Raw genomic sequence first — 22,305 nt, 5'->3', positions numbered from 1 at the left:
TGGTTGTCCATTCCCGGGCGGCCGGCCCCGGCCGCGCGCGTGCGAAGGTGTCCCATGCCCCTGAGCCATCCCCGACGTTCGGTGCTGTCCGAGCAGGTCATCGCCGAGCTGCGCAACCAGATCACCTCCGGCGAGTGGCCGGTCGGTTCGCGCATCCCGACCGAACCCGAGCTGGTCGAGCAGCTCGGGGTGGCACGCAACACCGTCCGCGAGGCCGTGCGCGCCCTCGCGCACAACGGCCTGCTGGACATCCGCCAGGGCTCCGGCACGTATGTGGTGGCGACCAGTGAGCTGGCCGGTGTGATGCACCGGCGGTTCGCCGACGCCGATCCGCAGCACGTCGCCGAGCTGCGTTCCACGCTTGAGTCGAGCGCGGCCCGGCTCGCGGCGCACCGGCGCACGGAGAAGGACCTGAAGCAGCTTGACGCGCTGCTGCTGCGGCGCGAGGAGGCGTGGGAGTCGGGGGACGCGGAGGCGTTCGTGACGGCGGACGCCACCTTCCACCTCGCGGTGGTCTCGGCGTCCCACAACGACGTGCTGAAGGCGCTCTACGCCGACCTGGGCGAGGTGCTGCGGGACTGGCTGCGCGAGGACGTCGGCGGCCGGCTGACCCCGGAGACGCACATGGACCACCGGCGGCTGCTCGACGCGCTGCGCACCGGTGACGCCGAGACGGCCGCGGTGGAGGCCGCGAGCTACCCGTTCCTGTGCCGCCCGGGCCGCTTCACGCCCCCTGGAGGCTGACCCCGCGCGGCCCGTCCACCTCCCCGTGGCCGGTCCCCGCGGCTCACCCCTTGTCGTGGCTGATCCACACCGACTCGACCTCCTTCCAGCACCGGCCGGTCAGCCGTACCGTCGTGGCCGGGCCGGCCTGGACCGGGGCGGAGTCGGTGTCGAGGTCCCACCATCGGGCGCACTCGATGTGCAGAGCGACGCGATCGGTGTCCACATAGGGGTTGTGGCACCAGGCGACGACCTCGGAGCCGTGGACGGTCGTGCGGCACTCGGCGCCGAAGGGCTGCTCGGCGGCCGGGCGCGCCGCACGCGCGTGGGGCAGCGCGTCGTACGGCAGGCAGAGGACGACAGCGGCGGCGACGGTCACGGGGGCGAGGCTGCGGAACAGGCACACAAGCGGACCTCCTCGGCCGTACGGCTGCGGGGCGGTGCCCTCCCAGCGTGCGCGGTGAGCACCGCTGTCCGCCCGGCCGGTGAGCCGAACGGGTGACACGGAAAGGGCCCGCACCCCAGCGGGTGCGGGCCCTTCACGAGCGGTCCTCCGGTCGTGACCGGGTCGGCGGATCGGCCGTGATCAGGCGCCGATGGCGTGCAGACCGCCATCCACGTGGATGATCTCGCCGGTGGTCTTCGGGAACCAGTCGCTCAGCAGGGCGACGATGCCGCGGCCGGCCGGGTCCGGGTCCTTCAGGTCCCACTCCAGCGGGGAGCGGGTGTCCCACACGGCGGCCAGGTCGCTGAAGCCCGGGATGGACTTGGCGGCCATGGAGCCGAGCGGGCCCGCGGAGATGAGGTTGCAGCGGATGTTCTGCTTGCCCAGGTCGCGGGCGATGTAACGGCTGGTGGCCTCCAGGGCGGCCTTGGCCGGGCCCATCCAGTCGTACTGCGGCCAGGCGAACTGCGCGTCGAAGGTGAGACCGACGACCGAGCCGCCGTTCTGCATCAGCGGCAGGCAGGCCATGGTCAGCGACTTCAGGGAGTACGCCGAGACGTGCATCGCGGTGGCGACGGACTCGAACGGCGTGTTCAGGAAGTTGCCGCCGAGCGCGTCCTGCGGCGCGAAGCCGATGGAGTGCACGACGCCGTCGAGGCCGCCCAGCTCCTCGCCGACCAGGTCGGCGAGCCGGCCGAGGTGCTCGTCGTTGGTGACGTCGAGCTCGATGACCTTGGTGGGCTTGGGCAGCTTCCGGGCGATGCGCTCGGTCAGGGTGGGCCGCGGGAACGCGGTCAGGATGATCTCGGCGCCCTGCTCCTGGGCCAGCTTGGCGGCGTGGAAGGCGATGGAGGACTCCATCAGCACACCGGTGATCAGGACGCGCTTGCCCTCGAGAATTCCGCTCATGGTGATCAGTGACCCATTCCCAGTCCGCCGTCAACGGGAATGACGGCTCCAGTGATGTACGAGGCGTCGTCCGAGGCGAGGAACCGCACCGTCGCGGCGATCTCGTCCGGCTGCGCGTAACGGCCGAGCGGCACCTGCGCCACGATGTTCTTGCGCTGCTCGTCGGTGAGCGTCTTGGTCATGTCGGTGTCGACGAAACCGGGCGCGACGACGTTGAAGGTGATGTTGCGCGAGCCCAGCTCACGGGCGAGGGAGCGCGCGAAGCCGACGAGGGCGGCCTTGGAGGCGGCGTAGTTGGCCTGCCCCGCGGAGCCGAGCAGCCCGACGACGGACGAGATCAGGACGACCCGGCCCTTCTTGGCGCGCAGCATGCCGCGGTTGGCGCGCTTGACGACCCGGAAGGTGCCGGTGAGGTTGGTGTCGATGACCGAGGTGAAGTCCTCCTCGGACATGCGCATCAGGAGCTGGTCCTTGGTGACACCGGCGTTGGCGATGAGCACCTCGACCGGACCGTGCTCGGCCTCGATCTCCTTGTAGGCCTGCTCCACCTGCTCGGGGTCGGTGATGTCGCACTTGACGGCGAGGAAGCCGGCCGGCGGCTCCCCCGAGCGGTACGTGATGGCGACCTTGTCGCCGGCGTCGGCGAACGCGCGGGCGATGGCGAGGCCGATGCCCCGGTTGCCTCCGGTGACGAGAACCGAGCGGCTCAACGGATCACCCTTTCGATTGCGGTCGGACACACCCGCCCGGACAGCTGGAACGACAGGCGGCTTCCCGGAAAACCTATCGGTCCCCCCGGGCGCGCGGACATTCGGGCACCGACAGCGGCATACGGAACTGACTGTGGGGTCCCTACAGAAAGCGGCGCACGTCAGCCGCAAACCTGTGGTCCGCGGCCGGGCGGGCGCGACATGATCGGGGCAACCACAGGTCACGACGACAGGTCACGACGACAGGAGAGACCTCGGTGCCTCATACGATCGACGAAGCCTTCACGGCACTCCCCCTACGCGCCCTCGCCGACGCCGCGCTCGCACGCGCGCGTGCGCTGGGGGCCGAGCACGCCGACTTCCGGCTGGAGCGGGTGCGCAGCGCCTCGTGGCGGCTGCGGGACGCGAGGCCCGCCGGGTCGTCGGACACCACCGACCTCGGGTACGCGGTGCGGGTCGTGCACGGCGGGACGTGGGGGTTCGCCTCGGGCGTGGACCTGACGATGGACGCCGCCGCGAAGGTCGCCTCCCAGGCGGTGGCCATGGCCAAGCTGTCGGCGCAGGTCATCAAGGCCGCCGGGTCGGACGAGCGGGTGGAGCTGGCCGACGAGCCGGTGCACGCCGACAGGACGTGGATCTCGGCGTACGAGGTCGATCCCTTCGCGGTGCCGGACGAGGAGAAGGCCGGGCTGCTGACGGAGTGGAGCCGGCGGCTGCTGGGCGCGGCCGGGGTCGACCACGTCGACGCCTCCCTGCTCACCGTCCACGAGAACAAGTTCTACGCGGACACCGCGGGCACCGTGACCACACAGCAGCGGGTGCGGCTGCACCCCGTGCTCACGGCGGTGTCGGTGGACGACTCCAGCGGCGAGTTCGAGTCGATGCGCACCCTGGCACCGCCCGCCGGGCGCGGCTGGGAGTATCTGACCGGCACCGGCTGGGACTGGGACCGCGAGCTCGCCGAGATCCCGGAGCTGCTCGCGGAGAAGATGCGCGCGCCGAGCGTCGAGCCGGGGCTGTACGACCTGGTCGTCGACCCGTCGAACCTGTGGCTGACCATCCACGAGTCCATCGGGCACGCCACCGAGCTGGACCGCGCGCTCGGCTACGAGGCCGCCTACGCCGGCACCTCCTTCGCCACCTTCGACCAGCTGGGCAAGCTCCGGTACGGCTCGGAGCTGATGAACGTCACCGGCGACCGCACCGCCGAGCACGGGCTCGCCACGATCGGCTACGACGACGAGGGCGTCGCGGCGCAGTCCTGGGACCTGGTGAAGGACGGGACGCTGGTGGGCTACCAGCTGGACCGGCGGATCGCGAGGCTCACCGGCTTCGAGCGGTCCAACGGGTGCGCCTACGCCGACTCCCCGGCGCATGTGCCGGTGCAGCGGATGGCCAACGTGTCACTCCGGCCGGACCCGGCGGGGATGTCCACCGAGGACCTCATCGGGTCCGTGGACCGCGGGATCTACGTGGTCGGGGACCGGTCGTGGTCGATCGACATGCAGCGCTACAACTTCCAGTTCACCGGCCAGCGGTTCTTCAGGATCGACAACGGACGGATCACGGGGCAGCTGCGGGACGTCGCCTATCAGGCCACGACCACCGACTTCTGGGGTTCCATGGCGGCGGTCGGCGGCCCGCAGACGTACGTCCTCGGCGGTGCGTTCAACTGTGGCAAGGCCCAGCCGGGGCAGGTCGCGGCGGTCTCGCACGGGTGCCCGTCGGCCCTGTTCAAGGGCGTCAACATTCTGAACACCACGCAGGAGGCCGGTCGATGAGCGCCGCGACGAACAAGCCGCACGAGATCGTCGAGCGGGCCCTCGAGCTGTCCCGGGCGGACGGCTGTGTGGTGATCGCCGACGAGCGGTCCACCGCGAACCTGCGCTGGGCCGGGAACGCGCTCACCACCAACGGTGTCACGCGCGGGCGCACCCTCACCGTGATCGCGACCGTCGACGGCAAGGAGGGCACGGCATCCGGGGTGGTCTCCCGGTCCGCGGTGACCGCCGACGAGCTGGAGCCGCTGGTGCGGGCCGCCGAGGCCGCCGCGCGCGGTGCCGGGCCCGCCGAGGACGCGCAGCCGCTGGTGGCCGGGGTGCCGGAGTCCGCGGACTTCGCCGAGCCGCCCGCGGAGACCTCCTCGGCCGTCTTCGCCGACTTCGCCCCGGCCCTGGGCGAGGCGTTCGCACGCGCGCGTGCGGGCGGGCGGGAGCTGTACGGCTTCGCCAACCACGAGCTGGTCTCGACGTACCTGGGCACGTCGACGGGGCTGCGGCTGCGGCACGACCAGCCGACGGGCACGCTGGAGCTGAACGCCAAGTCGCCCGACCGGACCCGCTCGGCGTGGGCCGGCCGTGCCACACGGGACTTCAAGGACGTCGACCCGGCGGCGCTGGACGCCGAGCTGGCCGTACGGCTGGGCTGGGCGCAGCGGCGGGTGGAGCTGCCGGCCGGGCGGTACGAGACGCTGCTGCCGCCGACCGCCGTGGCGGACCTGCTGATCTACCAGCTGTGGTCGGCGTCGGCCCGGGACGCGGCCGAGGGGCGGACGGTGTTCTCCAAGCCGGGCGGCGGCACGCGCGTGGGCGAGCGGCTCACCGGCCTGCCGCTGACCCTGCGCAGCGACCCGTACGCGCCCGGCCTGGAGTCGGCGCCGTTCGTGATCGCGCACTCCTCGGGCGGGGACCAGTCCGTGTTCGACAACGGTCTGCCGGTCGGGGACACCGAGTGGGTCAGCCGCGGCGAGCTGCGGCACCTGACCACCAGCCGGTACAGCGCGGGCCTGACCGGGCTGCCGGTCGCGCCGGGCGCGGACAACCTGATCCTGGACGGCGGTGCGGACCGCTCCCTTCAGGAGATGGTCGCGAGCACCGAGCGGGGGCTGCTGCTGACCTGCCTGTGGTACATCCGCGAGGTCGACCCGGCGACGCTGCTGCTGACCGGTCTGACCCGGGACGGCGTCTACCTGGTGGAGAACGGCGAGGTCACGGGCGAGGTGAACAACTTCCGGTTCAACGAGTCGCCGGTGGGCCTGCTGGGGCGGGCCACGGAGGCGGGGCGTACGGAAAAGACGCTGCCGCGGGAGTGGAGCGACTGGTTCACTAGGGCTGCGATGCCCGCCCTGCGGGTGCCGGACTTCAACATGAGCTCGGTCAGCCAGGGCGTCTGAGGTGTCGGTGGCCCCCCATAGACTGGGGGGACGCCTTCCTTCGGGGAAGCCCGCACTGCTTTCTCCGATTTTCCTTCGTTCGAGGAGACATACCACCGTGACGGACATCGTCGACGAGCTGAAGTGGCGTGGGCTGTTCGCCCTGTCCACCGACGAGGACGCCTTGCGCAAGGCTCTCGCGGACGGTCCCGTCACGTTCTATTGCGGCTTCGACCCGACCGCGCCGTCGCTGCACGTGGGGCATCTGGTGCAGGTGCTCACCGTGCGCCGGCTCCAGCAGGCCGGCCACCGGCCGCTGGCGCTGGTCGGCGGTGCGACGGGCCTGATCGGTGACCCGCGCCCGACCGCCGAGCGCACGCTGAACGACCCGGAGACGGTCGCCGGCTGGGTGGACAAGCTGCGCCGCCAGATCGAGCCGTTCCTGTCCTTCGAGGGCGAGAACGCCGCGATCATGGTGAACAACCTGGACTGGACCGCGGGCCTGTCCGCGATCGAGTTCCTGCGGGACATCGGCAAGCACTTCCGCGTCAACAAGATGCTGACGAAAGACTCGGTGGCCCGGCGCCTGGAGTCCGACCAGGGCATCAGCTACACCGAGTTCAGCTACCAGATCCTGCAGGGCATGGACTTCCTGCAGCTCTACCGGCGCTACGGCTGCACGCTCCAGCAGGGCGGCAGCGACCAGTGGGGCAACCTCACGGCCGGCCTGGACCTGATCCACCGGCTGGAGCCGGAGGCCACGGCGCACGCGCTGGCGACGCCGCTGATGACCAAGGCGGACGGCACCAAGTTCGGCAAGACCGAGGGCGGCGCCGTCTGGCTGGACCCGGAGATGACGACGCCGTACGCGTTCTACCAGTTCTGGCTGAACGTGGACGACCGGGACATCTCGCGTTACCTGCGCATCCTGTCCTTCAAGTCCCGTGAGGAGCTCGAGGAGCTGGAGAAGCAGACCGAGGAGCGTCCGCAGGCCCGTGCGGCGCAGCGTGCGCTGGCCGAGGAGCTGACGACGCTGGTGCACGGCGCCGACCAGACGGCCGCCGTGATCGCCGCGTCGAAGGCGCTGTTCGGCCAGGGCGAGCTCGCCGACCTGGACGAGCGCACGCTGGCCGCGGCGCTCTCCGAGGTGCCGCATGTGCGGGTCGCCGAGCCGGCCCCGGTGGTCGACCTGTTCGCCGAGGTCGGTCTCGTGCCCAGTAAGTCGGCCGGCCGGCGCACGGTGAAGGAGGGCGGCGCCTACGTGAACAACGTGAAGGTCACCGCCGAGGACGCGGTCCCCACGGCGGAGGACCTGCTCCACGGGCGCTGGCTGGTGCTGCGGCGCGGCAAGAAGAACCTGGCCGCCGTCGAGGTCACCGGGGCGTGAGTACGGCGCCGGGCCCCGCATCCCTGTGAAGGGGTGCGGGGCCCGTCCCGTTCAGGCCCGCTGACGCTGCTTGCGGTTCCCCCACAGGGCCATGTACGCCATGTCGCCGACGGCGACGATGACGATCGCGGCGACCAGCTGGAAGAGATGGCGCATCCAGTCGATGCCCGAGGTCGCCTCGACACCCGCGGCGCGGGCGACGGCGTTGCCGACGATGGCGCCCAGCATGCCGAAGATGGTCGTCAGCCACAGGGGGCTGTGCTGCTTGCCCGGGATGATCGCCTTCGCGATCAGCCCCAGCACGAATCCGACGATGATCGCCCACAACCAGCCCATGGCTGCCTCCTCGTCCCGCTCGACGTGAGCATTACGACGAGTCTCGGGCCGTACGCCGTACGGCGCCTGCCGGGTACCGCCGTACGCGCTACGGCGCAGGTCGCGCGCTTCCACCGGCCGGGGACCCGGTCTCGTGGGCGTGGCGGGGGCGGCGTACCGTGGACGTGTCCGGGATGTCCGGGGGAGTCCGAGCGGGCGGGTGGTGGAATTCGATGCGGAAGCTGCAGCACGACAGCGGCAACACCCAGGTGTTCCGGATCACGGGGGCGCGCACGGGCCTGCAGGAGGACGTGCGTGGTCGGCAGCGGCGGTATGTCATCTCGATGACGATCCGCACCCTGTCGGTGATCCTCGCCGTCTCCCTGTGGAACGTGGAGCGTTACGTCGCGATCGCGGCGCTGGTCCTGGGCGCGGTGCTGCCCTATGTCGCGGTGGTGGTCGCCAACGCGGGGCGGGAGAACGCGCCGGGGCTGCCCTCGACGTTCCTGACGACGCCGGTGCGGACGATGATCGCCCCGCCGCGGGACGACGAGCGCTCCGGCGAGGGCTTCACGGAACCGGGAGCGGAACCCGGAGCGGAGCGGGCCGGGCGGGCCGCCAAGGAGCCGCCCGAGCCGCAGGTGTGAGTGCGGTGCGCGCCGGTTGTGCGCGGCCTGTGCGCGAAGCTCAAGAAATGCTCAGATCAATCCTGTTGTTCCGCTGCCCTGCGGCCTGCGGGTCGTGACATACTGCGTACGCGCTCCGCATCCCCCGTCGGAGCGACGGACCGACGCCGGGCAGCTCCCCCCGTGGCTGCTCGGCGTCGCCTTTTGTGCGCCTGTTCCTCTGCGCCTGTTCCTGTGAGACGAAGCTGTGAGTGACGAGACCCCGATCTGTTCCGCCAAGGGCTGCCGCGCCGACGCCGTGTGGGTGCTGGCGTGGAACAACCCGAAGCTCCACACGCCCGAGCGGCGCAAGACGTGGCTCGCGTGCGACGAGCACCGCGAGCATCTGTCGCAGTTCCTCGGGGTGCGGGGTTTCCTGAAGGACGTCGTGAGGTTCGAGGAGTGGCAGGCACCCGAGGGCGCCTGAGCCCCCTCGCGGACCCCGCCGGCCGGCCCCTCGCCGGGGGCTAGCCCCCGATCGCCGACATCGGGCGGTCCGGCTGGATGAAGCTCGGGTCGTCAAGGCCCGCTCCGGCCTTCTTGCCCCACATCGCCAGGCGCCAGATGCGGGCGACCTCCTCGTCGGGGGCGCCCGAGCGCAGGGCGGCGCGCAGGTCCGTCTCCTCGGTGGCGAACAGGCAGGTGCGGACCTGGCCGTCGGCCGTGAGGCGGGTGCGGTCGCAGGCGGCGCAGAAGGGGCGGGTGACGGAGGCGATGACGCCCACCACATGCGGGCCGCCGTCGACGACCCAGCGCTCGGCCGGGGCCGATCCGCGCTTCTCCTGGCCCTCCTCGGTCAGCTCGAAGCGGGTGCGCAGCGAGGTCAGGATGTCCCCGGCGGTGATCATGCCGTCGCGCTTCCAGCCGTGCTGGGCGTCGAGCGGCATCTGCTCGATGAACCGCAGTTCGTAGTCGTGCTCGATGGCCCAGGCGAGGAGGTCGGGGGCCTCGTCGTCGTTCAGGCCGGGCATCAGCACCGTGTTGACCTTGACGGGGGTCAGACCGGCGTCTCGGGCGGCGTCGAGGCCCTCCAGGACGTCCTTGTGGCGGTCGCGGCGGGTGAGGGCCTTGAAGACGTCGGGGCGCAGGGTGTCCAGGGAGACGTTGACCCGGTCCAGGCCGGCCGCCTTCAGGGCGGCGGCGGTGCGCTTGAGGCCGATGCCGTTGGTGGTCAGGGACATCTGCGGGCGCGGGGAGAGGGCGGCGACACGCTCGACGATGCCGACCAGGCCCGGTCGCAGCAGGGGCTCGCCGCCGGTGAAGCGGACCTCGGTGATGCCGAGGGAGGTGACGGCGATGTCGATCAGGCGGACGATCTCGTCGTCGGTGAGCAGGTCGGGCTTGGCCAGCCACTGCAGCCCCTCCTCGGGCATGCAGTAGGTGCACCGCAGGTTGCAGCGGTCGGTCAGCGAGACCCGCAGGTCGGTGGCCACCCGGCCGTAGGTGTCGATGAGCACGTGGGCCCCCTCCCTCGTCACGGAGCTGTCGTACCGGTCACGGGTATCCAGCTCACCGGTTCGTCACCTGCGAGCCTACGTGACACCACTGACAGCGACACCAGCCCGATCCCACGACGTAAGACGCGGCCGTGTCGTAGGTACCTACCAGGCACCCACGCCACGGCCGCTCGGAGGATGTGCCAGGCGCCGCTCAGTGGGCTCCGGTGCCGGTCAGCGAGCGCACCTCAAGTTCGGCGTACTTGCCGCTGTCCGGGGTCTCCTTCGACAGCAGCGTGCCGAGGACGCCCAGCAGGAATCCGACGGGGATCGAGATCAGGCCGGGGTTCTCCAGCGGGAACCAGTGGAAGTCGACGTCCGGGAACATCGACGACGGCTTGCCGGAGACCACCGGGGAGAACAGCACCAGGCCGACCGCGGTGACCAGGCCGCCGTAGATGGACCACAGGGCTCCGGCGGTGGTGAACCGCTTCCAGAACAGGCTGTAGAGGATGGTCGGCAGGTTGGCGGAGGCGGCGACCGCGAAGGCGAGGGCGACCAGACCGGCGACGTTGAGGTCGCGGGCGAGGGCGCCGAGGACGATGGAGACGGCTCCGATGCCGACGGTGGCCCAGCGGGCGGCGCCCAGTTCCTGCTTCTCGGTGGCGCGGCCCTTCTTGATGACGTTGGTGTAGATGTCGTGCGCGAAGGACGACGAGGACGCCAGGGTCAGGCCCGCGACGACGGCGAGGATGGTGGCGAAGGCGACGGCCGAGATGGAGGCGAGCAGGATCGCGCCCCAGCTGGAGTCGGTGCCGCCCAGGTGCAGGGCGAGCAGCGGGGCTGCGGTGTTGCCGGCCTTGTTGGAGGCGATGATCTCGTCCGGCTTGATGAGCGCGGCGGCGCCGAAGCCGAGGGCGAGGGTCATCAGGTAGAAGGCGCCGATCAGGCCGATGGCCCAGATGACGGACTTCCGGGCGGCCTTGGCGGTCGGGACGGTGTAGAAGCGGATCAGGATGTGCGGCAGGCCGGCGGTGCCGAGCACCAGGGCGATGCCGAGGGAGAGGAAGTCCAGCTTGGTGGTGCCGGTGGCGCCGTACTTCAGGCCGGGTTCCAGGAAGGCGGCGCCCTTGCCGCTGTTGTCGGCGGCCGAGCCGAGCAGGTCGGAGACGTTGAAGTGGAACTTCAGCAGCACCAGGAAGGTGAGCAGCAGGGCGCCCGCGATGAGCAGGACCGCCTTGACCATCTGCACCCAGGTGGTGCCCTTCATGCCGCCGATGGTCACGTAGACGATCATCAGGACGCCGACCAGGGCGACGATGCCGATCTTGCCCCCGTCGCTGGTGATGCCGAGCAGCAGGGACACGAGGACGCCGGCGCCGGCCATCTGCGCGAGCAGGTAGAAGATCGACACGACGATGGTGGAGGTGCCGGCCGCCGTGCGCACCGGGCGCTGGCGCATCCGGTAGGCGAGCACGTCGCCCATGGTGTAGCGGCCGGAGTTGCGCAGCGGCTCGGCGACCAGGAGCAGGGCGACCAGCCAGGCGACGAGGAAGCCGATGGAGTACAGGAAGCCGTCGTAGCCGAAGAGGGCGATGGCGCCGGCGATGCCGAGGAAGGACGCGGCGGACATGTAGTCGCCGGAGACGGCGAGGCCGTTCTGGAAGCCCGTGAACTGCCGGCCGCCGGCGTAGAAGTCGGCGGCGTCCTTGGTCTGCCGGCCGGCCCAGACGGTGATGACGAGGGTGGCGGCGACGAAGACGGCGAACAGGGTGATGATCAGCGTCCGGTGTTCGCTCGCCTCACCGGCGGCCAGGGTGATCGTTGCCGCGTTCATGTCCGGTCCTCCATCCGGGACTTGATCGCCTCGGCCCTGGGGTCGAGCTTGGCGGCGGCGTGCCGGGCGTACCACCAGGCGATGAGGAACGTGGTGAGGAACTGGGCGAGGCCGAGCGCGAGGGCGACGTTGATGTTGCCGACGAGCCGGGTGCCCATGAAAGCGCCCGCATAGTTGGACAGCAGGACGTACAGCAGGTACCAGACGATGAACGCGACGGTGAGCGGGAAGGCGAAGGAGCGGTGGGCGCGGCGCAGTTCACGGAACTCCGCGCTTTCCTGCATATGGACGAACTCCTCTGGGGCGGGGAGTGCGGTGGGGGTTTCGGAGGGGGGTGGTGTCTCGGTGGCCACCTGGTTCTCCTCGCGTCGCGGACGGTTGCGGCAGGGGCTCCCGGCACTGCGGGGGCTCCCTGTACAACGGCACGGCGCCGCGCGAGGTCCGGTTCAGTGGCTCTTTTCTTTCCCTTGGGTCTTCGCTGGTCATCACTTTTTCTTTCAGTCGCATCGTCACAGGTCATTGCTGGCCGTCGAGGTGGCGGGATAGCTTCGGCCTGCACCACCCGTCATGTACCTGCCCGAGGACCATCTGTGTCTCGGGCCGGTTTCTTTTCCGGATGATGTGGAGACCCCATGGCTCATCTGCGCTCCAGACGCCGTCTCGCCCTCGCCGTGCCCGTCGTGATGTCGCTGACCGCCTCGCTCGGCTTCCTGCCGTCGGTGGCGTCGGCCGCGCCGCACGCCGAGACCACCGCACAGGCGAGCACGGCCGGAACGCTGGCGTACGTCGTCAACACGCGGACCGACCACCGCACGATCGAGTCGGTGCGGCAGGCGATCACCGCGCACGGCGGGACCGTCGTGGCGACGTACGCGCGCATAGGCGTCTTCGTCGTGCACTCCGCCGACCCGGAGTTCGGCAAGGAGATACGCGCGGTGCGCGGCGTGCAGTCGGCGGGCGCCACGCGCACCGCCCCGCTGAGCGCGGCCGGCACCACCGAAGAGGGCGCGGTGCAGTACCTGTCGAAGGCCGAGGCCGCGAAGGTCACCCAGGGTGCTGCGACGGGCGAGGAGCCGCTGGAGGCCGACCAGTGGGACCTGCGCGCGATCGGCGCCGACAAGGCGGCGAAGACCAACCCCGGCAGCCGGAACGTCACCGTCGGGATCATCGACACCGGCGTGGACGACACCCACCCCGACCTGGCGCCGAACTTCTCCCGGTCCCAGTCGGCGAACTGCGTCGGCGGTGTCGCCGACACCAGCGAGGGCGCCTGGCGGCCGTACAACCCGGCCGAGGACTATCACGGCACGCATGTCGCCGGCGAGATCGCCGCGGCCCGCAACGGCATCGGGGTGGCCGGTGTCGCGCCGAACGTGAAGGTCGCCGGCATCAAGGTGAGCGACCCGAAGGACGGCCTGTTCTACCCGGAGAACGTGGTCTGCGCGTTCGTCTTCGCGGCCGACCACGGGGTGGAGATCACCAACAACAGCTACTACGTGGACCCGTGGCTGTACAACTGCATGGACGACCCCGACCAGCGGGCGATCGTGGACGCGGTCAACAGGGCCCAGCTGTACGCCCAGCGCAAGGGCACCCTCAACATCGCCTCGGCGGGCAACTCCAACGACGACCTGGACTCCGACGCGCTGGTGGACGACTCCAGCCCGGACGACGCGACCCCGGTGACCCGGACGGTGAACCCGCACGAGTGCTTCGACGTGCCGACCCAGCTGCCGGGTGTGGTCACGGTGAGCGCCACCGGCGTCAAGGGCACCAAGTCGTACTACTCCAGCTACGGCCTGGGTGTGGTGGACGTGGCCGCGCCGGGCGGCGACAAGTACCAGATCCCGGACACCCCGTCGAAGAACGGCCGCATCCTGTCGACGATGCCGGGCAACCAGTACGGCTTCCTCCAGGGCACCTCGATGGCCTCCCCGCACGTGGCCGGTGTGGCCGCGCTGCTGAAGTCCGCGCACCCGCACGCGACCCCGGCCCAGCTGCAGGCGCTGCTCAAGGCGCAGGCGGACAACCCGGGCTGCCCGGCCGGACCGTACGACGGTGACGGGGACGGCGTGGTGGACGCGACCTGCGTGGGCGGCAAACGCGTCAACGGCTTCTACGGCTTCGGCGTCGTCGACGCGCTGCGCGCGGTCAAGTGACCGGTTCTCACCGGCACTTCCGCACGGCCCGCACGGTCCGCTCGTCCCGCGAACGAACTGGAGACATGCACACCATGACAGCGTCCCACCAGCGCCACCGCCGACTCGTGGCGATCCCGGCCGGCATGGCCCTGGCCACCGCTCTGGCGTTCCTGCCGAACGTCACCGCCTCGGCCGCGCCGCAGCACACGGCCGCCGCCACCGCCGGCTCGACCGCCGACCCTGCCGCGCTCAGCTATGTCGTCAACGTCCCGCCGGGGCACGGCGTCTCGGCGCATGTGAAGCAGGCCATCGCCAAGGCCGGCGGCACGATCGTGACGTCGTACGACCAGATCGGCGTGATCGTCGTCCACTCCTCGAACGCCGACTTCGCCGCGGCCGTGCGCAAGGTGCCGGGTGTGCAGTCGGCGGGCGCCACGCGCACCGCGCCGCTGCCGGCCCAGTCCACGGGCGACATGGGCGCGCCGAAGGTGCTCACCGCCCAGGAGGTCGCAGCCGCGCAGGCCACGGCCGGGCAGGACCCGCTGGAGCCGTTGCAGTGGGATCTGCCGGCCATCAAGGCGGACAAGGCGCACGAGAAGACGCTGGGCAGCCGGGACGTCACCGTCGCGGTGATCGACACCGGCGTCGACGACACCCACCCGGACATCGCGCCCAACTTCGACCGGGCCGCGTCGGTCAACTGCGTGTCGGGCAAGCCGGACACGGCCGACGGGGCGTGGCGGCCGAGCGCGGCGGAGAGCCCGCACGGCACGCACGTGGCCGGGGAGATCGCCGCCGCGAAGAACGGCATCGGTATGACCGGGGTCGCGCCGGGCGTGAAGGTCGCCGGCATCAAGGTGGGCAACCCGGACGGCTTCTTCTACACGGAGGCGGTCGTCTGCGGGTTCGTCTGGGCTGCGGAGCACGGCGTCGACGTGACGAACAACAGCTATTACACCGACCCGTGGTACTTCAACTGCACCGACGACCCGGACCAGAAGGCGCTGGTGGAGGCCGTCACGCGCGCGTCGCGGTACGCGGAGAAGAAGGGCGCGGTGAACATCGCGGCCGCGGGCAACGAGAACTACGACCTCGCGGCCGACGAGATCACCGACCCGGTCTCGCCGAACGACTCCACCCCGGGCGACCGGGTGATCGACACGTCGAAGTGCTTCGACATACCCACCGAGCTGCCGGGCGTGGTGACGGTGGCGGCGACGGGCGCGAAGGGCATCAAGTCGTCCTTCTCCAACTACGGCCTGGGCGTGATCGACATCGCCGCCCCGGGCGGCGACTCGACCCGCTACCAGACCCCGGCCCCGCCGGCCACCAGCGGCCTGATCCTGGGCACGCTGCCCGGCGGCAAGTGGGGCTACATGGCCGGTACGTCGATGGCGACGCCGCATGTCGCGGGCGTTGCCGCGTTGATCAAGTCCACCCATCCGCACGCCTCGGCGGCCATGGTCAAGGCGCTGCTGTACGCCGAGGCCGACGCCACGCCGTGCACGGACCCCTACGACATCAACGCCGACGGCAAGGTCGACGCGGTGTGCGAGGGCACGAAGAACCGCAACGGGTTCTACGGCTGGGGCATGGCGGACGCACTGGACGCGGTGACCAAGTAGTCCGCCTCGCGGGCCGCGGATCAATCCGATCCGTCCGTATATTGATTCAGTCAATACTGCATAGTGCAGTCATGACTGACATCAAGTCCGCATGGTCCGCGCTGGGCGGCGACCCCGCCCTCCTCGCGCGGACGTCCATCGTGGAGCGGGAGGGCGCGCTGCCGGCGCGCCTTCCCGTACGGGAGCTGGCACGCGCGTGCGTCGGGGCGTGCGCGCTGGCCGCCGCGGAACTCGCGGCGCACCGGGCCGGGCTCCCCGACGTGCCGGCCGTGCGGGTGGACGACGGCGCCGTGGCCGCCGCGTTCGGCAGCGAACGGCTGCTGCGCGTCGACGGCCGGGCGCCGGTCTCGTTCGCGCCGCTGTCCCGGCTGTGGCGCACGGCCGACGGCTGGCTGCGCACGCACGCCAACTACCCGCACCACCGTGCCCGGCTGCTCGCCGCGCTGGGCGGCCTCCCGGAGGACGCCGACGCCGTACAGGCGGTGCTCGCCGGGCGTTCCGCCGTCGAGGTCGAGGAGAGCGTGTACGCCGCCGGAGGGCTCGCCGTCGCCCTGCGCAGCCCCGGGGAGTGGGCCCGTCATCCCCAGGCCGCCGCCCTCGCCGGGCGTCCCCTCGTCGAGCGGGAACGACTGGACGACTCCCCCGCGCGCGTGCTCGCGCCGCTCACCGGCACACCCCTGCTGCCCGCCGCCGGGCTGCGCGTACTGGACCTCACCCGCGTCCTCGCCGGACCGGTCGCCACCCGCACGCTCGCCCTGCTCGGCGCCGACGTGCTCCGTGTCGACGCGCCCTGGCTGCCCGAACTGCCCGACCAGCACGCCGACACCGGCCTCGGCAAGCGGTCGGCGCTGCTGGACCTCGCGGCCGACCGGGAGAGGTTCGAGGAGCTGCTGGCGGATGCCGACGTCGTCGTGACCGGCTACCGGCCCGGCGCCCTCGACCGGTTCGGGCTGTCACCGCGGGCGCTCGCCGCACGCCGGCCCGGGATCGTGGTGGCACAGGTCTCGGCCTGGGGAGCGCGGGGACCATGGGCGCAACGACGCGGGTTCGACAGCCTCGTGCAGGTCGCGACCGGCATCGCGGTCACCGAGGGGTCGGACGGGGAGCCGGGCGCGCTGCCCGCGCAGGCCCTCGACCACGGCACCGGGTATCTGCTCGCGGCGGGTGTGCTGCGCGCGGTGACGGAGCAGACGCGACAGGGCGGCAGCCGGTCCGTGCGGCTGGCGCTGGCGCGCACGGCGGCCTGGCTGACGGACGGCACCCCCGACGCGCCGGCCGGGCCGGGCGAGACGTACGAGGGACCCGGGGCATGGCTCGCCGAGACCGACAGCGCGCTCGGCCGGCTGCGCTACGCACGGCCCGCCGTCTCGTTCGCCGGAGGGCCCGCCGACTGGACCCGGCCCTCCGGCCCGTGGGGCGCCGATCCCGCCCGCTGGACGTGAGCCGGTCCGCGGCCGGAAACGTACGGATCGACGGAATGCCGTACAGCCAGTTGTTTCCGCGGACTTGCCCGGTTCTGCGGGGCTGGTGATGATCTTGAGGTGCCCTTGATACGACCGACCCCCGGGGTCGCCGACGCGGGCGGCTCCGGGCGGCGGACCGGCGTCGGCCGGAGCGCCGCCGCCCTCGTCCTCGTGGCGCTCGGCGCGCTGATACCGCTGCTCGGGCCGCCGGCCGCCCTGCGCGGCACCGGGGAGGCCGCCGCACCCGGTGTCGCCGGCATCGGCCTGCTGCGCGCCGTGCTGTTCGCCGCGCCGGCCGTGTGCGCGGGCGAGCTGTTCGCCGGCCGGCTCGCCCGTCGGGTGCCCGGCGCGCCGGGGGAACGACCGCGCAGCTGGGCGCCGTACGCCGCGGCCGCCGGTTTCCTCGCGGCGCTGGCGCTCGCCTCGGTGGTGTCCACCGGCAACCTGGTCCCGCACAGCCTCGGCCAGATCGACGTGGGCGGCCTCTACCGGTCCCGTGACGGCAAGCTGGCCCTGCTGGAGGTCAACGCCTTCCTGCTGGCCGGCCTGTGCACGCTGTCGGGGCGGCCCGGCACGCAGGCGTGGCCGCTCGCCGCGGTGGTCGTCGCCGAGGCGCTGCGCGCGCATCCGCCGACCGAGCACACCCCGCTGCTCGGCTCGGCGCTCACCGTGGTGCACCTGACGTGCGCGGCGCTGTGGACGGGCGGTCTGCTGTCCGCCCTGCGCACGCTGCGGCGCTGGGGCGGCGGCCCGGCCGGGGCGGCCCTGCTGGGCCTCTACGCGCGCGTGGCCGTCGCCCTGCTCGCGGCGATCACCGCGACCGGGGTGTGCAGTGCGCTGCGCCGCATGCCACCGGAGACGATCCTGGAACAGCTGACGGCGACGGCGTACGGGCGCACCCTGCTGGCCAAGGTGCTGCTCGTCGCCGTCGCCGCGGTGCTCGCCCTGGTGGCGCGCCGGCGGCTGCGGCGGGCCGCCGACCCGCTGAGCGCCTGCGCGCCGGCGCGGGCGGAGGTCGTCGCGCTGGGGGCGGTGGTCGCGGTGTCGGGGTTGCTGACGGCACTGCCGCTGCCGATCCGCTGGACCTAAAGGCTCAGCGGGCGTCGCGGATCGTCGGTCCTCGCGGATCCGGTCGCCGCGGATCGCCAGTCGCCGCGGCTCACCGGTCGTTCGTGACCAGCACCTTCAGTGCCGTGCGCTCGTCCATCGCCTTGTAGCCGTCGGGCACGCCCTCGATGCCGACCGTCATGTCGAACACGGGCGAGGGGTCGATGCGGCCGGACAGGACGTCGGGCAGCAGCTCGGGGATGTAGGCGCGGACCGGGGCGACACCGCCGCGCAGGGCGATGTTCCGGTCGAACATCACACCGAGGTCGAGGCCGGTGCCGCTGCCGTGCGGCACGCCGACGAAGCCGATGGCGCCGCCGTCGCGGGTGATGTGGACGGCCGTCTTCATGGACTGCTCGGTGCCGACGGCCTCGACGACGGCGTGCGCGCCCTGGCCGCGGGTGAGTTCCCGGACGGCCTCGACGGCCGCGTCCCCGCGTTCCGCGACGACGTCGGTGGCGCCGAAGCGGCGGGCGATGCCGGTGCGGACCTCGTGCCGGCCGAGCGCGATGATCCGCTCGGCGCCGAGCCGCTTGGCCGCGAGCACCGCGCACAGGCCGACCGCACCGTCCCCGACGACGGCGACCGTGGCGCCGGGGCGGGCGCCCGCGCCGAGGGCGGCGTGGTGGCCGGTGCCGAGCACGTCGGACAGAGTCAGCAGGGCGGACAGCAGGTGGTCGTCGGACGCCGCGTCCTTGGGGAGCTGGACGAGGGTGCCGTCGGCGTAGGGCACGCGCACGGCCTCGCCCTGGCCTCCGTCGTAGCCGACCGAGCCCCAGAAGCCGCCGTGCTCGCAGGAGGTGGTCAGGCCCTCGCGGCAGTAGTCGCAGACGCCGTCGGACCACATGAAGGGCGCGACCACCAGGTCGCCGCGCCGGACCGTCGTCACCTCGGAGCCGGTCTCCTCGACCACGCCGAGGAACTCGTGGCCGATGCGCTGGCCCGGCTGCCGGGCCGCCTCGCCGCGGTAGGCCCACAGGTCGCTGCCGCAGATACAAGCGCGCAGCACCCGGACCACGGCGTCGGTGGGCAGCTGCACCACGGGCTCGGGCACGTCCTCCACGCGCATGTCGTAGGGGGCGTGAATGGTGGTGGCGCGCATGGCGAGGATCTTTCTCGTGCGGTGTCGTGAAGTGCGCTCAGGGGTGGCGAGCGCACCTCACGGTACGCCAGCGACCTGCACGCCCGCCCTTCGGAGGCCGGGGCGTCCCGGACACCCGGGCAGCCCAGCCGCACACCAGCCGCCCCGCCCGCCCGGCCGGAGTCCCGACGCCCCGCCCCTCAGACCCCGGCGGCCCCCAGCAGGGCTCCCGCCGCGTAGGTCACGCCCATCGCCAGGGCGCCGCCCGCGACGTTGCGCAGCACGGCCCGGCCCGGGCGGGCGGCGCCGAGCCGGGCGCTGCTCCACCCGGTGAGCATCAAGGCGGCCAGGACGGAGACGACCGTGACCGGGAGCCGTACGCCGGCGGGCGGGAGCACGATGGCGAGCAGCGGCAGCAGCGCGCCGACGGTGAACGCGAAGAAGCTCGCCCAGGCCGCGTGCCACGGGTTGGTCAGCGCGTCGGGGTCGATGCCGAGCTCCACGCGCGCGTGGGCGCGCAGCGCGTCCCGTTCCGTCAGCTGCTCGGCCGCCTCCCGGGCCACCTCGTACGACAGCCCGCGCTCCTGGAGGAGTTGGGCCAGCTCCTCCAGCTCCGCCTCCGGCCGCTCCCTCAACTCCCGCTTCTCCAGGGCCAGCGCGGCCAGCTCGGAGTCGCGCTGGGTGGACACCGACACGTACTCACCGGCCGCCATCGACATGGAGCCGGCGAGCAGCCCGGCCAGGCCGGCCGTCAGCAGGGCCGCGCGGTCGTCGGTGGCCCCGGCCACGCCGACGACGAGACCGGCGGTCGACACGATGCCGTCGTTGGCGCCCAGCACCGCCGCCCGCAGCCAGTTCAGCCGCTCGCCGAGCGCGCCGCCGTGGGCTTCGTCATGGGGGGAGTCGGTCACATGCGGAGCATGGCACCGGGCGGCGCGGGCGGGAACGCCGACCCGCCGGGCCGGTGTGGAGGCTGACGCCGCACAAGGGGCGGCGTTTCAGACGAAGAAGGGACGTATCGGGCACACCGGTGGCGTGAATCCCCCTGGCCGGGAGTGGACCTGACGGACGGTGCTGTCAGTGGCGGCCCGTATCCTCAGGGACCATGCTCGAAGACCTCGCGACCGCAGTCTCCTCCCCCACCGAGTGGCCGGCCGCGTATCCCCAGGGATACGCGGTCGTTGACGTGGAGACCACCGGCCTGGCCCGGGACGACCGCATCATCTCCGCGGCCGTCTACCGGCTGGACGCGCGCGGCGAGGTACAGGACCACTGGTACACGCTGGTCAATCCCGAGCGCGACCCCGGGCCGGTGTGGATCCACGGCCTGACGAGCGAGGTCCTCGAAGGGGCGCCGCTCTTCCGGGACGTCGCCGAGGAGTTCGCGGCGCGGCTGTCCGGCCGGGTGCTGGTGGCGCACAACGCGGTCTTCGACTGGCAGATGATCGCCCGCGAGTACGCGCGCGCCGAGAGCGAGGCGCCGGTGCGGCAGCGGCTGTGCACCATCGCGCTGTCCAAGGAGTTGGGGCTGCCGCTGCCCAACCACAAGCTGGAGACGCTGGCCGCCCATTTCGGCGTCGTCCAGCAGCGGGCACACCACGCGCTGGACGACGCGCGCGTGCTGGCGGAGGCGTTCCGGCCGAGCCTGAAGGCGGCCGCGGCGAGCGGGGCCAGGCTGCCGCTGCAGGAATGCCGCCCGCTGACGGAGTGGCGGGACGGGCCGGTGCCGCTGATCGGGCGGCAGCCGGGCGGCTCGTACGGCTACGGCGGCTCGGGCAGTTGGCGTCCGTCCCGCAAGAGGCCCGCATGCCCCTATCCCAACCCGGGCCGGTACGAAGAGGGCAAAAGGCTCAAGCAGGGCATGCGGATCGCCTTTTCCGGTGACACGTCCACCGACCGGGAGCTGCTGGAGGACCGCGCGGTCGAGGCCGGGCTGCATGTGGCGACCAGCCTGTCCCGGCTGACCAGCCTGCTGGTCACGAACGACCCCGACGCGGGTACGTCCAAGGTGGTCAAGGCCCGGCAGTACGGCACGCCGGTGGTGGACGAGGCGGCGTTCGGCCAGCTGCTCGCGGATGTGGAGCCGGCCGACGGGTGACCCGTACGGACGGGTGATTGCGCCGCGACTCGCCCGGCGCCCGCTCGCCCGCGTCCGGCCGACGGCTCACCCTGTGGCCCATGGCGAGATGCGAAGTTTGCGGCAATGACTACGGAATGACCTTCGAGGTCCACGCCCAGGGCGCGGTGCACGTCTTCGACTGCTTCTCCTGTGCGATCCACCGCATGGCCCCCATCTGCGAACACTGTCGTGTCCAGATCATCGGCCAGGGCGTGGAGGTCGAGGGCCACTGGTTCTGCGGCGCCCACTGCGCCCGCGCGGAAGGGAAGGCGGGCATCGTCGACCGGGTCTGAGCCGGCCGGGCAGCGGGACACTCCCCTGCGTCCACCCCTGTGCGAGCACCCCACGGCCCGAGATGTACCGTCGTGGGGTGTACCGCTTCCTGTTGACCCGCCAGTGGGTGATCCTCACCGTTGTCGCGATCGCGCTGATCCCGACGATGATCCGGCTGGGTTTCTGGCAGATGCACCGCTACGAGGAGCGCAGCGCCCGCAACGAGCTGGTGTCCCGCGCCCTCGACTCCAAGCCGGTGCCCGTGGAGCGGCTGACGTCCCCGGGGCACACCGTCACCACCGAGCAGCGCTACCGCAACGTGACCGCCACGGGCCGCTTCGCACCCGAGCGCGAGGTCGTCGTGCGGCGGCGGGTCAACGACTCCGGTGAGGTCGGCTTCCACGTCCTCACCCCCTTCCTCCTCACGGACGGCAAGGTCGTCCTGGTCAACCGCGGCTGGATCCCCGCCGACGGGCCGACCCAGACCGCGTTCCCGAAGGTCCCTCCCCCGCCGGGCGGCGAGCTCACCGTCACCGGGCGGCTGATGCCCGACGAGACGACCGCGGCCAGCGGCATCAAGGAAGTCAAGGGACTGCCGGACCGGCAGATCATGCTGATCAACAGCGAGGAGCAGGCGCGGCGCCTGGGCGCGCAGGTGGTCGGCGGCTACCTCGCGCTGAGCGCGCCGCTCCCCAAGGGCGGCAGCCCCGAGCTGATCGGCGGCACGCCCGGCATGGAGGACTCCGCGCTGAACTACGCCTACGCCATCCAGTGGTGGCTGTTCGCCGCGTGCGTCCCCGTCGGCTGGTGGGTCATGGCCCGCCGCGAGCTGCGGGACCGGACCCAGCGGGCCGCGCAGGAGACGGCCGAGGAGAGCGCCCCCGCGACGGTGTGAGCGACGAGCCCCCGACGGGGACG

22 protein-coding genes are annotated in these 22,305 nt (G+C 72.1%); 13 read left to right on the top strand and 9 right to left on the bottom strand.

The features are described from left to right. The first annotated feature begins 54 nt into the window (after window positions 1–54). Window positions 55–744, top strand: coding sequence for a FadR/GntR family transcriptional regulator (locus ACZ64A_RS12975; RefSeq protein ID WP_469810109.1), 690 nt, complete (start codon window positions 55–57; stop codon window positions 742–744). Window positions 745–787: 43 nt separating this feature from the next. On the opposite strand, the gene ACZ64A_RS12970 is transcribed toward ACZ64A_RS12975, so the two are convergent. The 3 genes from ACZ64A_RS12970 to fabG all read right to left on the bottom strand — a co-directional run bounded on the left by ACZ64A_RS12970 (window position 788) and on the right by fabG (window position 2,787). Further along, window positions 788–1,129 (bottom strand): hypothetical protein, encoded by a 342-nt coding sequence (locus ACZ64A_RS12970; RefSeq protein WP_469810108.1) that lies wholly within the window; start codon window positions 1,127–1,129, stop codon window positions 788–790. Between the two features lie 180 nt (window positions 1,130–1,309). Continuing rightward, window positions 1,310–2,077: an enoyl-ACP reductase FabI gene (gene fabI, locus ACZ64A_RS12965; RefSeq protein WP_469810106.1), complete on the bottom strand. Its 768-nt coding sequence runs from the start codon at window positions 2,075–2,077 to the stop codon at window positions 1,310–1,312. Window positions 2,078–2,082: 5 nt separating this feature from the next. Further along, entirely contained in the window at window positions 2,083–2,787 is a 705-nt protein-coding gene (gene fabG / locus ACZ64A_RS12960) for a 3-oxoacyl-[acyl-carrier-protein] reductase (protein WP_361637643.1), read from the bottom strand. A gap of 257 nt (window positions 2,788–3,044) precedes the next feature. On the opposite strand from fabG, the gene ACZ64A_RS12955 reads away from it, so the two are divergent. The 3 genes from ACZ64A_RS12955 (at window position 3,045) to tyrS (ending at window position 7,325) form a co-directional block, all read left to right on the top strand. Continuing rightward, the gene (locus tag ACZ64A_RS12955; RefSeq protein WP_469810104.1) at window positions 3,045–4,568 is read left to right on the top strand and encodes a TldD/PmbA family protein; all 1,524 of its coding nucleotides are present in this window, start codon (window positions 3,045–3,047) and stop codon (window positions 4,566–4,568) included. Further along, entirely contained in the window at window positions 4,565–5,959 is a 1,395-nt protein-coding gene (locus tag ACZ64A_RS12950; RefSeq protein WP_469810102.1) for a metallopeptidase TldD-related protein, read from the top strand. The genes ACZ64A_RS12955 and ACZ64A_RS12950 overlap by 4 nt, the downstream gene beginning before the upstream one ends. A 97-nt stretch (window positions 5,960–6,056) precedes the next feature. After that, window positions 6,057–7,325, top strand: a complete 1,269-nt coding sequence (gene tyrS / locus ACZ64A_RS12945) for a tyrosine--tRNA ligase (RefSeq protein WP_469810100.1) — start codon at window positions 6,057–6,059, stop codon at window positions 7,323–7,325. 51 nt (window positions 7,326–7,376) lie between these two features. On the opposite strand, the gene ACZ64A_RS12940 is transcribed toward tyrS, so the two are convergent. Then, complete coding sequence (locus ACZ64A_RS12940; protein WP_469810196.1) at window positions 7,377–7,661, bottom strand: GlsB/YeaQ/YmgE family stress response membrane protein; 285 nt, start codon at window positions 7,659–7,661, stop codon at window positions 7,377–7,379. Between the two features lie 212 nt (window positions 7,662–7,873). Here ACZ64A_RS12940 and ACZ64A_RS12935 point away from each other — a divergent pair, with 212 nt between their 5' ends. Beyond that, on the top strand, window positions 7,874–8,287 hold the full coding sequence (locus ACZ64A_RS12935) for a DUF3099 domain-containing protein (protein WP_469810099.1): 414 nt from the start codon (window positions 7,874–7,876) through the stop codon (window positions 8,285–8,287). 226 nt (window positions 8,288–8,513) lie between these two features. Next, window positions 8,514–8,732: a hypothetical protein gene (locus ACZ64A_RS12930; RefSeq protein ID WP_469810098.1), complete on the top strand. Its 219-nt coding sequence runs from the start codon at window positions 8,514–8,516 to the stop codon at window positions 8,730–8,732. Window positions 8,733–8,772: 40 nt separating this feature from the next. Here ACZ64A_RS12930 and moaA read toward each other — a convergent pair whose 3' ends face one another. The 3 genes from moaA to ACZ64A_RS12915 form a co-directional block, all read right to left on the bottom strand. Next, window positions 8,773–9,762 carry a GTP 3',8-cyclase MoaA gene (gene moaA, locus ACZ64A_RS12925; protein ID WP_469810195.1) on the bottom strand — a complete coding sequence of 330 codons (990 nt, stop codon included), beginning with the start codon at window positions 9,760–9,762 and terminating at the stop codon, window positions 8,773–8,775. Window positions 9,763–9,955: 193 nt separating this feature from the next. Continuing rightward, window positions 9,956–11,578, bottom strand: coding sequence for a solute symporter family protein (locus tag ACZ64A_RS12920; RefSeq protein ID WP_469810097.1), 1,623 nt, complete (start codon window positions 11,576–11,578; stop codon window positions 9,956–9,958). After that, window positions 11,575–11,931, bottom strand: coding sequence for a DUF485 domain-containing protein (locus ACZ64A_RS12915; RefSeq protein WP_469810096.1), 357 nt, complete (start codon window positions 11,929–11,931; stop codon window positions 11,575–11,577). Before ACZ64A_RS12915 ends, ACZ64A_RS12920 begins: the two co-directional genes overlap by 4 nt. A gap of 279 nt (window positions 11,932–12,210) precedes the next feature. Between ACZ64A_RS12915 and ACZ64A_RS12910 the strand changes: the two genes are divergently transcribed. The 4 genes from ACZ64A_RS12910 (at window position 12,211) to ACZ64A_RS12895 (ending at window position 17,896) form a co-directional block, all read left to right on the top strand. Continuing rightward, a complete protein-coding gene (locus tag ACZ64A_RS12910) occupies window positions 12,211–13,737 on the top strand; it encodes a S8 family serine peptidase (RefSeq protein ID WP_469810095.1) in 1,527 nt (508 codons plus the stop codon). 74 nt (window positions 13,738–13,811) lie between these two features. After that, the gene (locus ACZ64A_RS12905) at window positions 13,812–15,344 is read left to right on the top strand and encodes a S8 family serine peptidase (protein WP_469810194.1); all 1,533 of its coding nucleotides are present in this window, start codon (window positions 13,812–13,814) and stop codon (window positions 15,342–15,344) included. Window positions 15,345–15,415: 71 nt separating this feature from the next. After that, the gene (locus ACZ64A_RS12900; protein WP_469810093.1) at window positions 15,416–16,786 is read left to right on the top strand and encodes a CoA transferase; all 1,371 of its coding nucleotides are present in this window, start codon (window positions 15,416–15,418) and stop codon (window positions 16,784–16,786) included. 99 nt (window positions 16,787–16,885) lie between these two features. Continuing rightward, on the top strand, window positions 16,886–17,896 hold the full coding sequence (locus tag ACZ64A_RS12895) for a CopD family protein (protein WP_469810092.1): 1,011 nt from the start codon (window positions 16,886–16,888) through the stop codon (window positions 17,894–17,896). 70 nt (window positions 17,897–17,966) lie between these two features. Here the strand turns inward: ACZ64A_RS12895 and ACZ64A_RS12890 are convergent, their stop codons facing one another. Both ACZ64A_RS12890 and ACZ64A_RS12885 read right to left on the bottom strand, forming a co-directional pair. After that, on the bottom strand, window positions 17,967–19,016 hold the full coding sequence (locus ACZ64A_RS12890; RefSeq protein WP_469810090.1) for a zinc-dependent alcohol dehydrogenase family protein: 1,050 nt from the start codon (window positions 19,014–19,016) through the stop codon (window positions 17,967–17,969). A 179-nt stretch (window positions 19,017–19,195) separates the two neighbouring features. After that, on the bottom strand, window positions 19,196–19,906 hold the full coding sequence (locus ACZ64A_RS12885; protein ID WP_469810089.1) for a VIT1/CCC1 transporter family protein: 711 nt from the start codon (window positions 19,904–19,906) through the stop codon (window positions 19,196–19,198). 194 nt (window positions 19,907–20,100) lie between these two features. On the opposite strand from ACZ64A_RS12885, the gene ACZ64A_RS12880 reads away from it, so the two are divergent. The 3 genes from ACZ64A_RS12880 to ACZ64A_RS12870 all read left to right on the top strand — a co-directional run bounded on the left by ACZ64A_RS12880 (window position 20,101) and on the right by ACZ64A_RS12870 (window position 22,282). Further along, window positions 20,101–21,093, top strand: a complete 993-nt coding sequence (locus tag ACZ64A_RS12880; RefSeq protein WP_469810087.1) for a DEDDh family exonuclease — start codon at window positions 20,101–20,103, stop codon at window positions 21,091–21,093. Window positions 21,094–21,173: 80 nt separating this feature from the next. Then, a complete protein-coding gene (locus ACZ64A_RS12875; protein WP_361637674.1) occupies window positions 21,174–21,407 on the top strand; it encodes a hypothetical protein in 234 nt (77 codons plus the stop codon). 77 nt (window positions 21,408–21,484) lie between these two features. Next, window positions 21,485–22,282, top strand: a complete 798-nt coding sequence (locus tag ACZ64A_RS12870; protein ID WP_469810086.1) for an SURF1 family cytochrome oxidase biogenesis protein — start codon at window positions 21,485–21,487, stop codon at window positions 22,280–22,282. Window positions 22,283–22,305: the final 23 nt, after the last annotated feature.

The organism is Streptomyces sp. NPDC104814, assembly GCF_055583185.1.
Note: the sequence above shows the minus strand (reverse complement) of the source record. Positions and strands in the feature narration are given on the sequence as shown.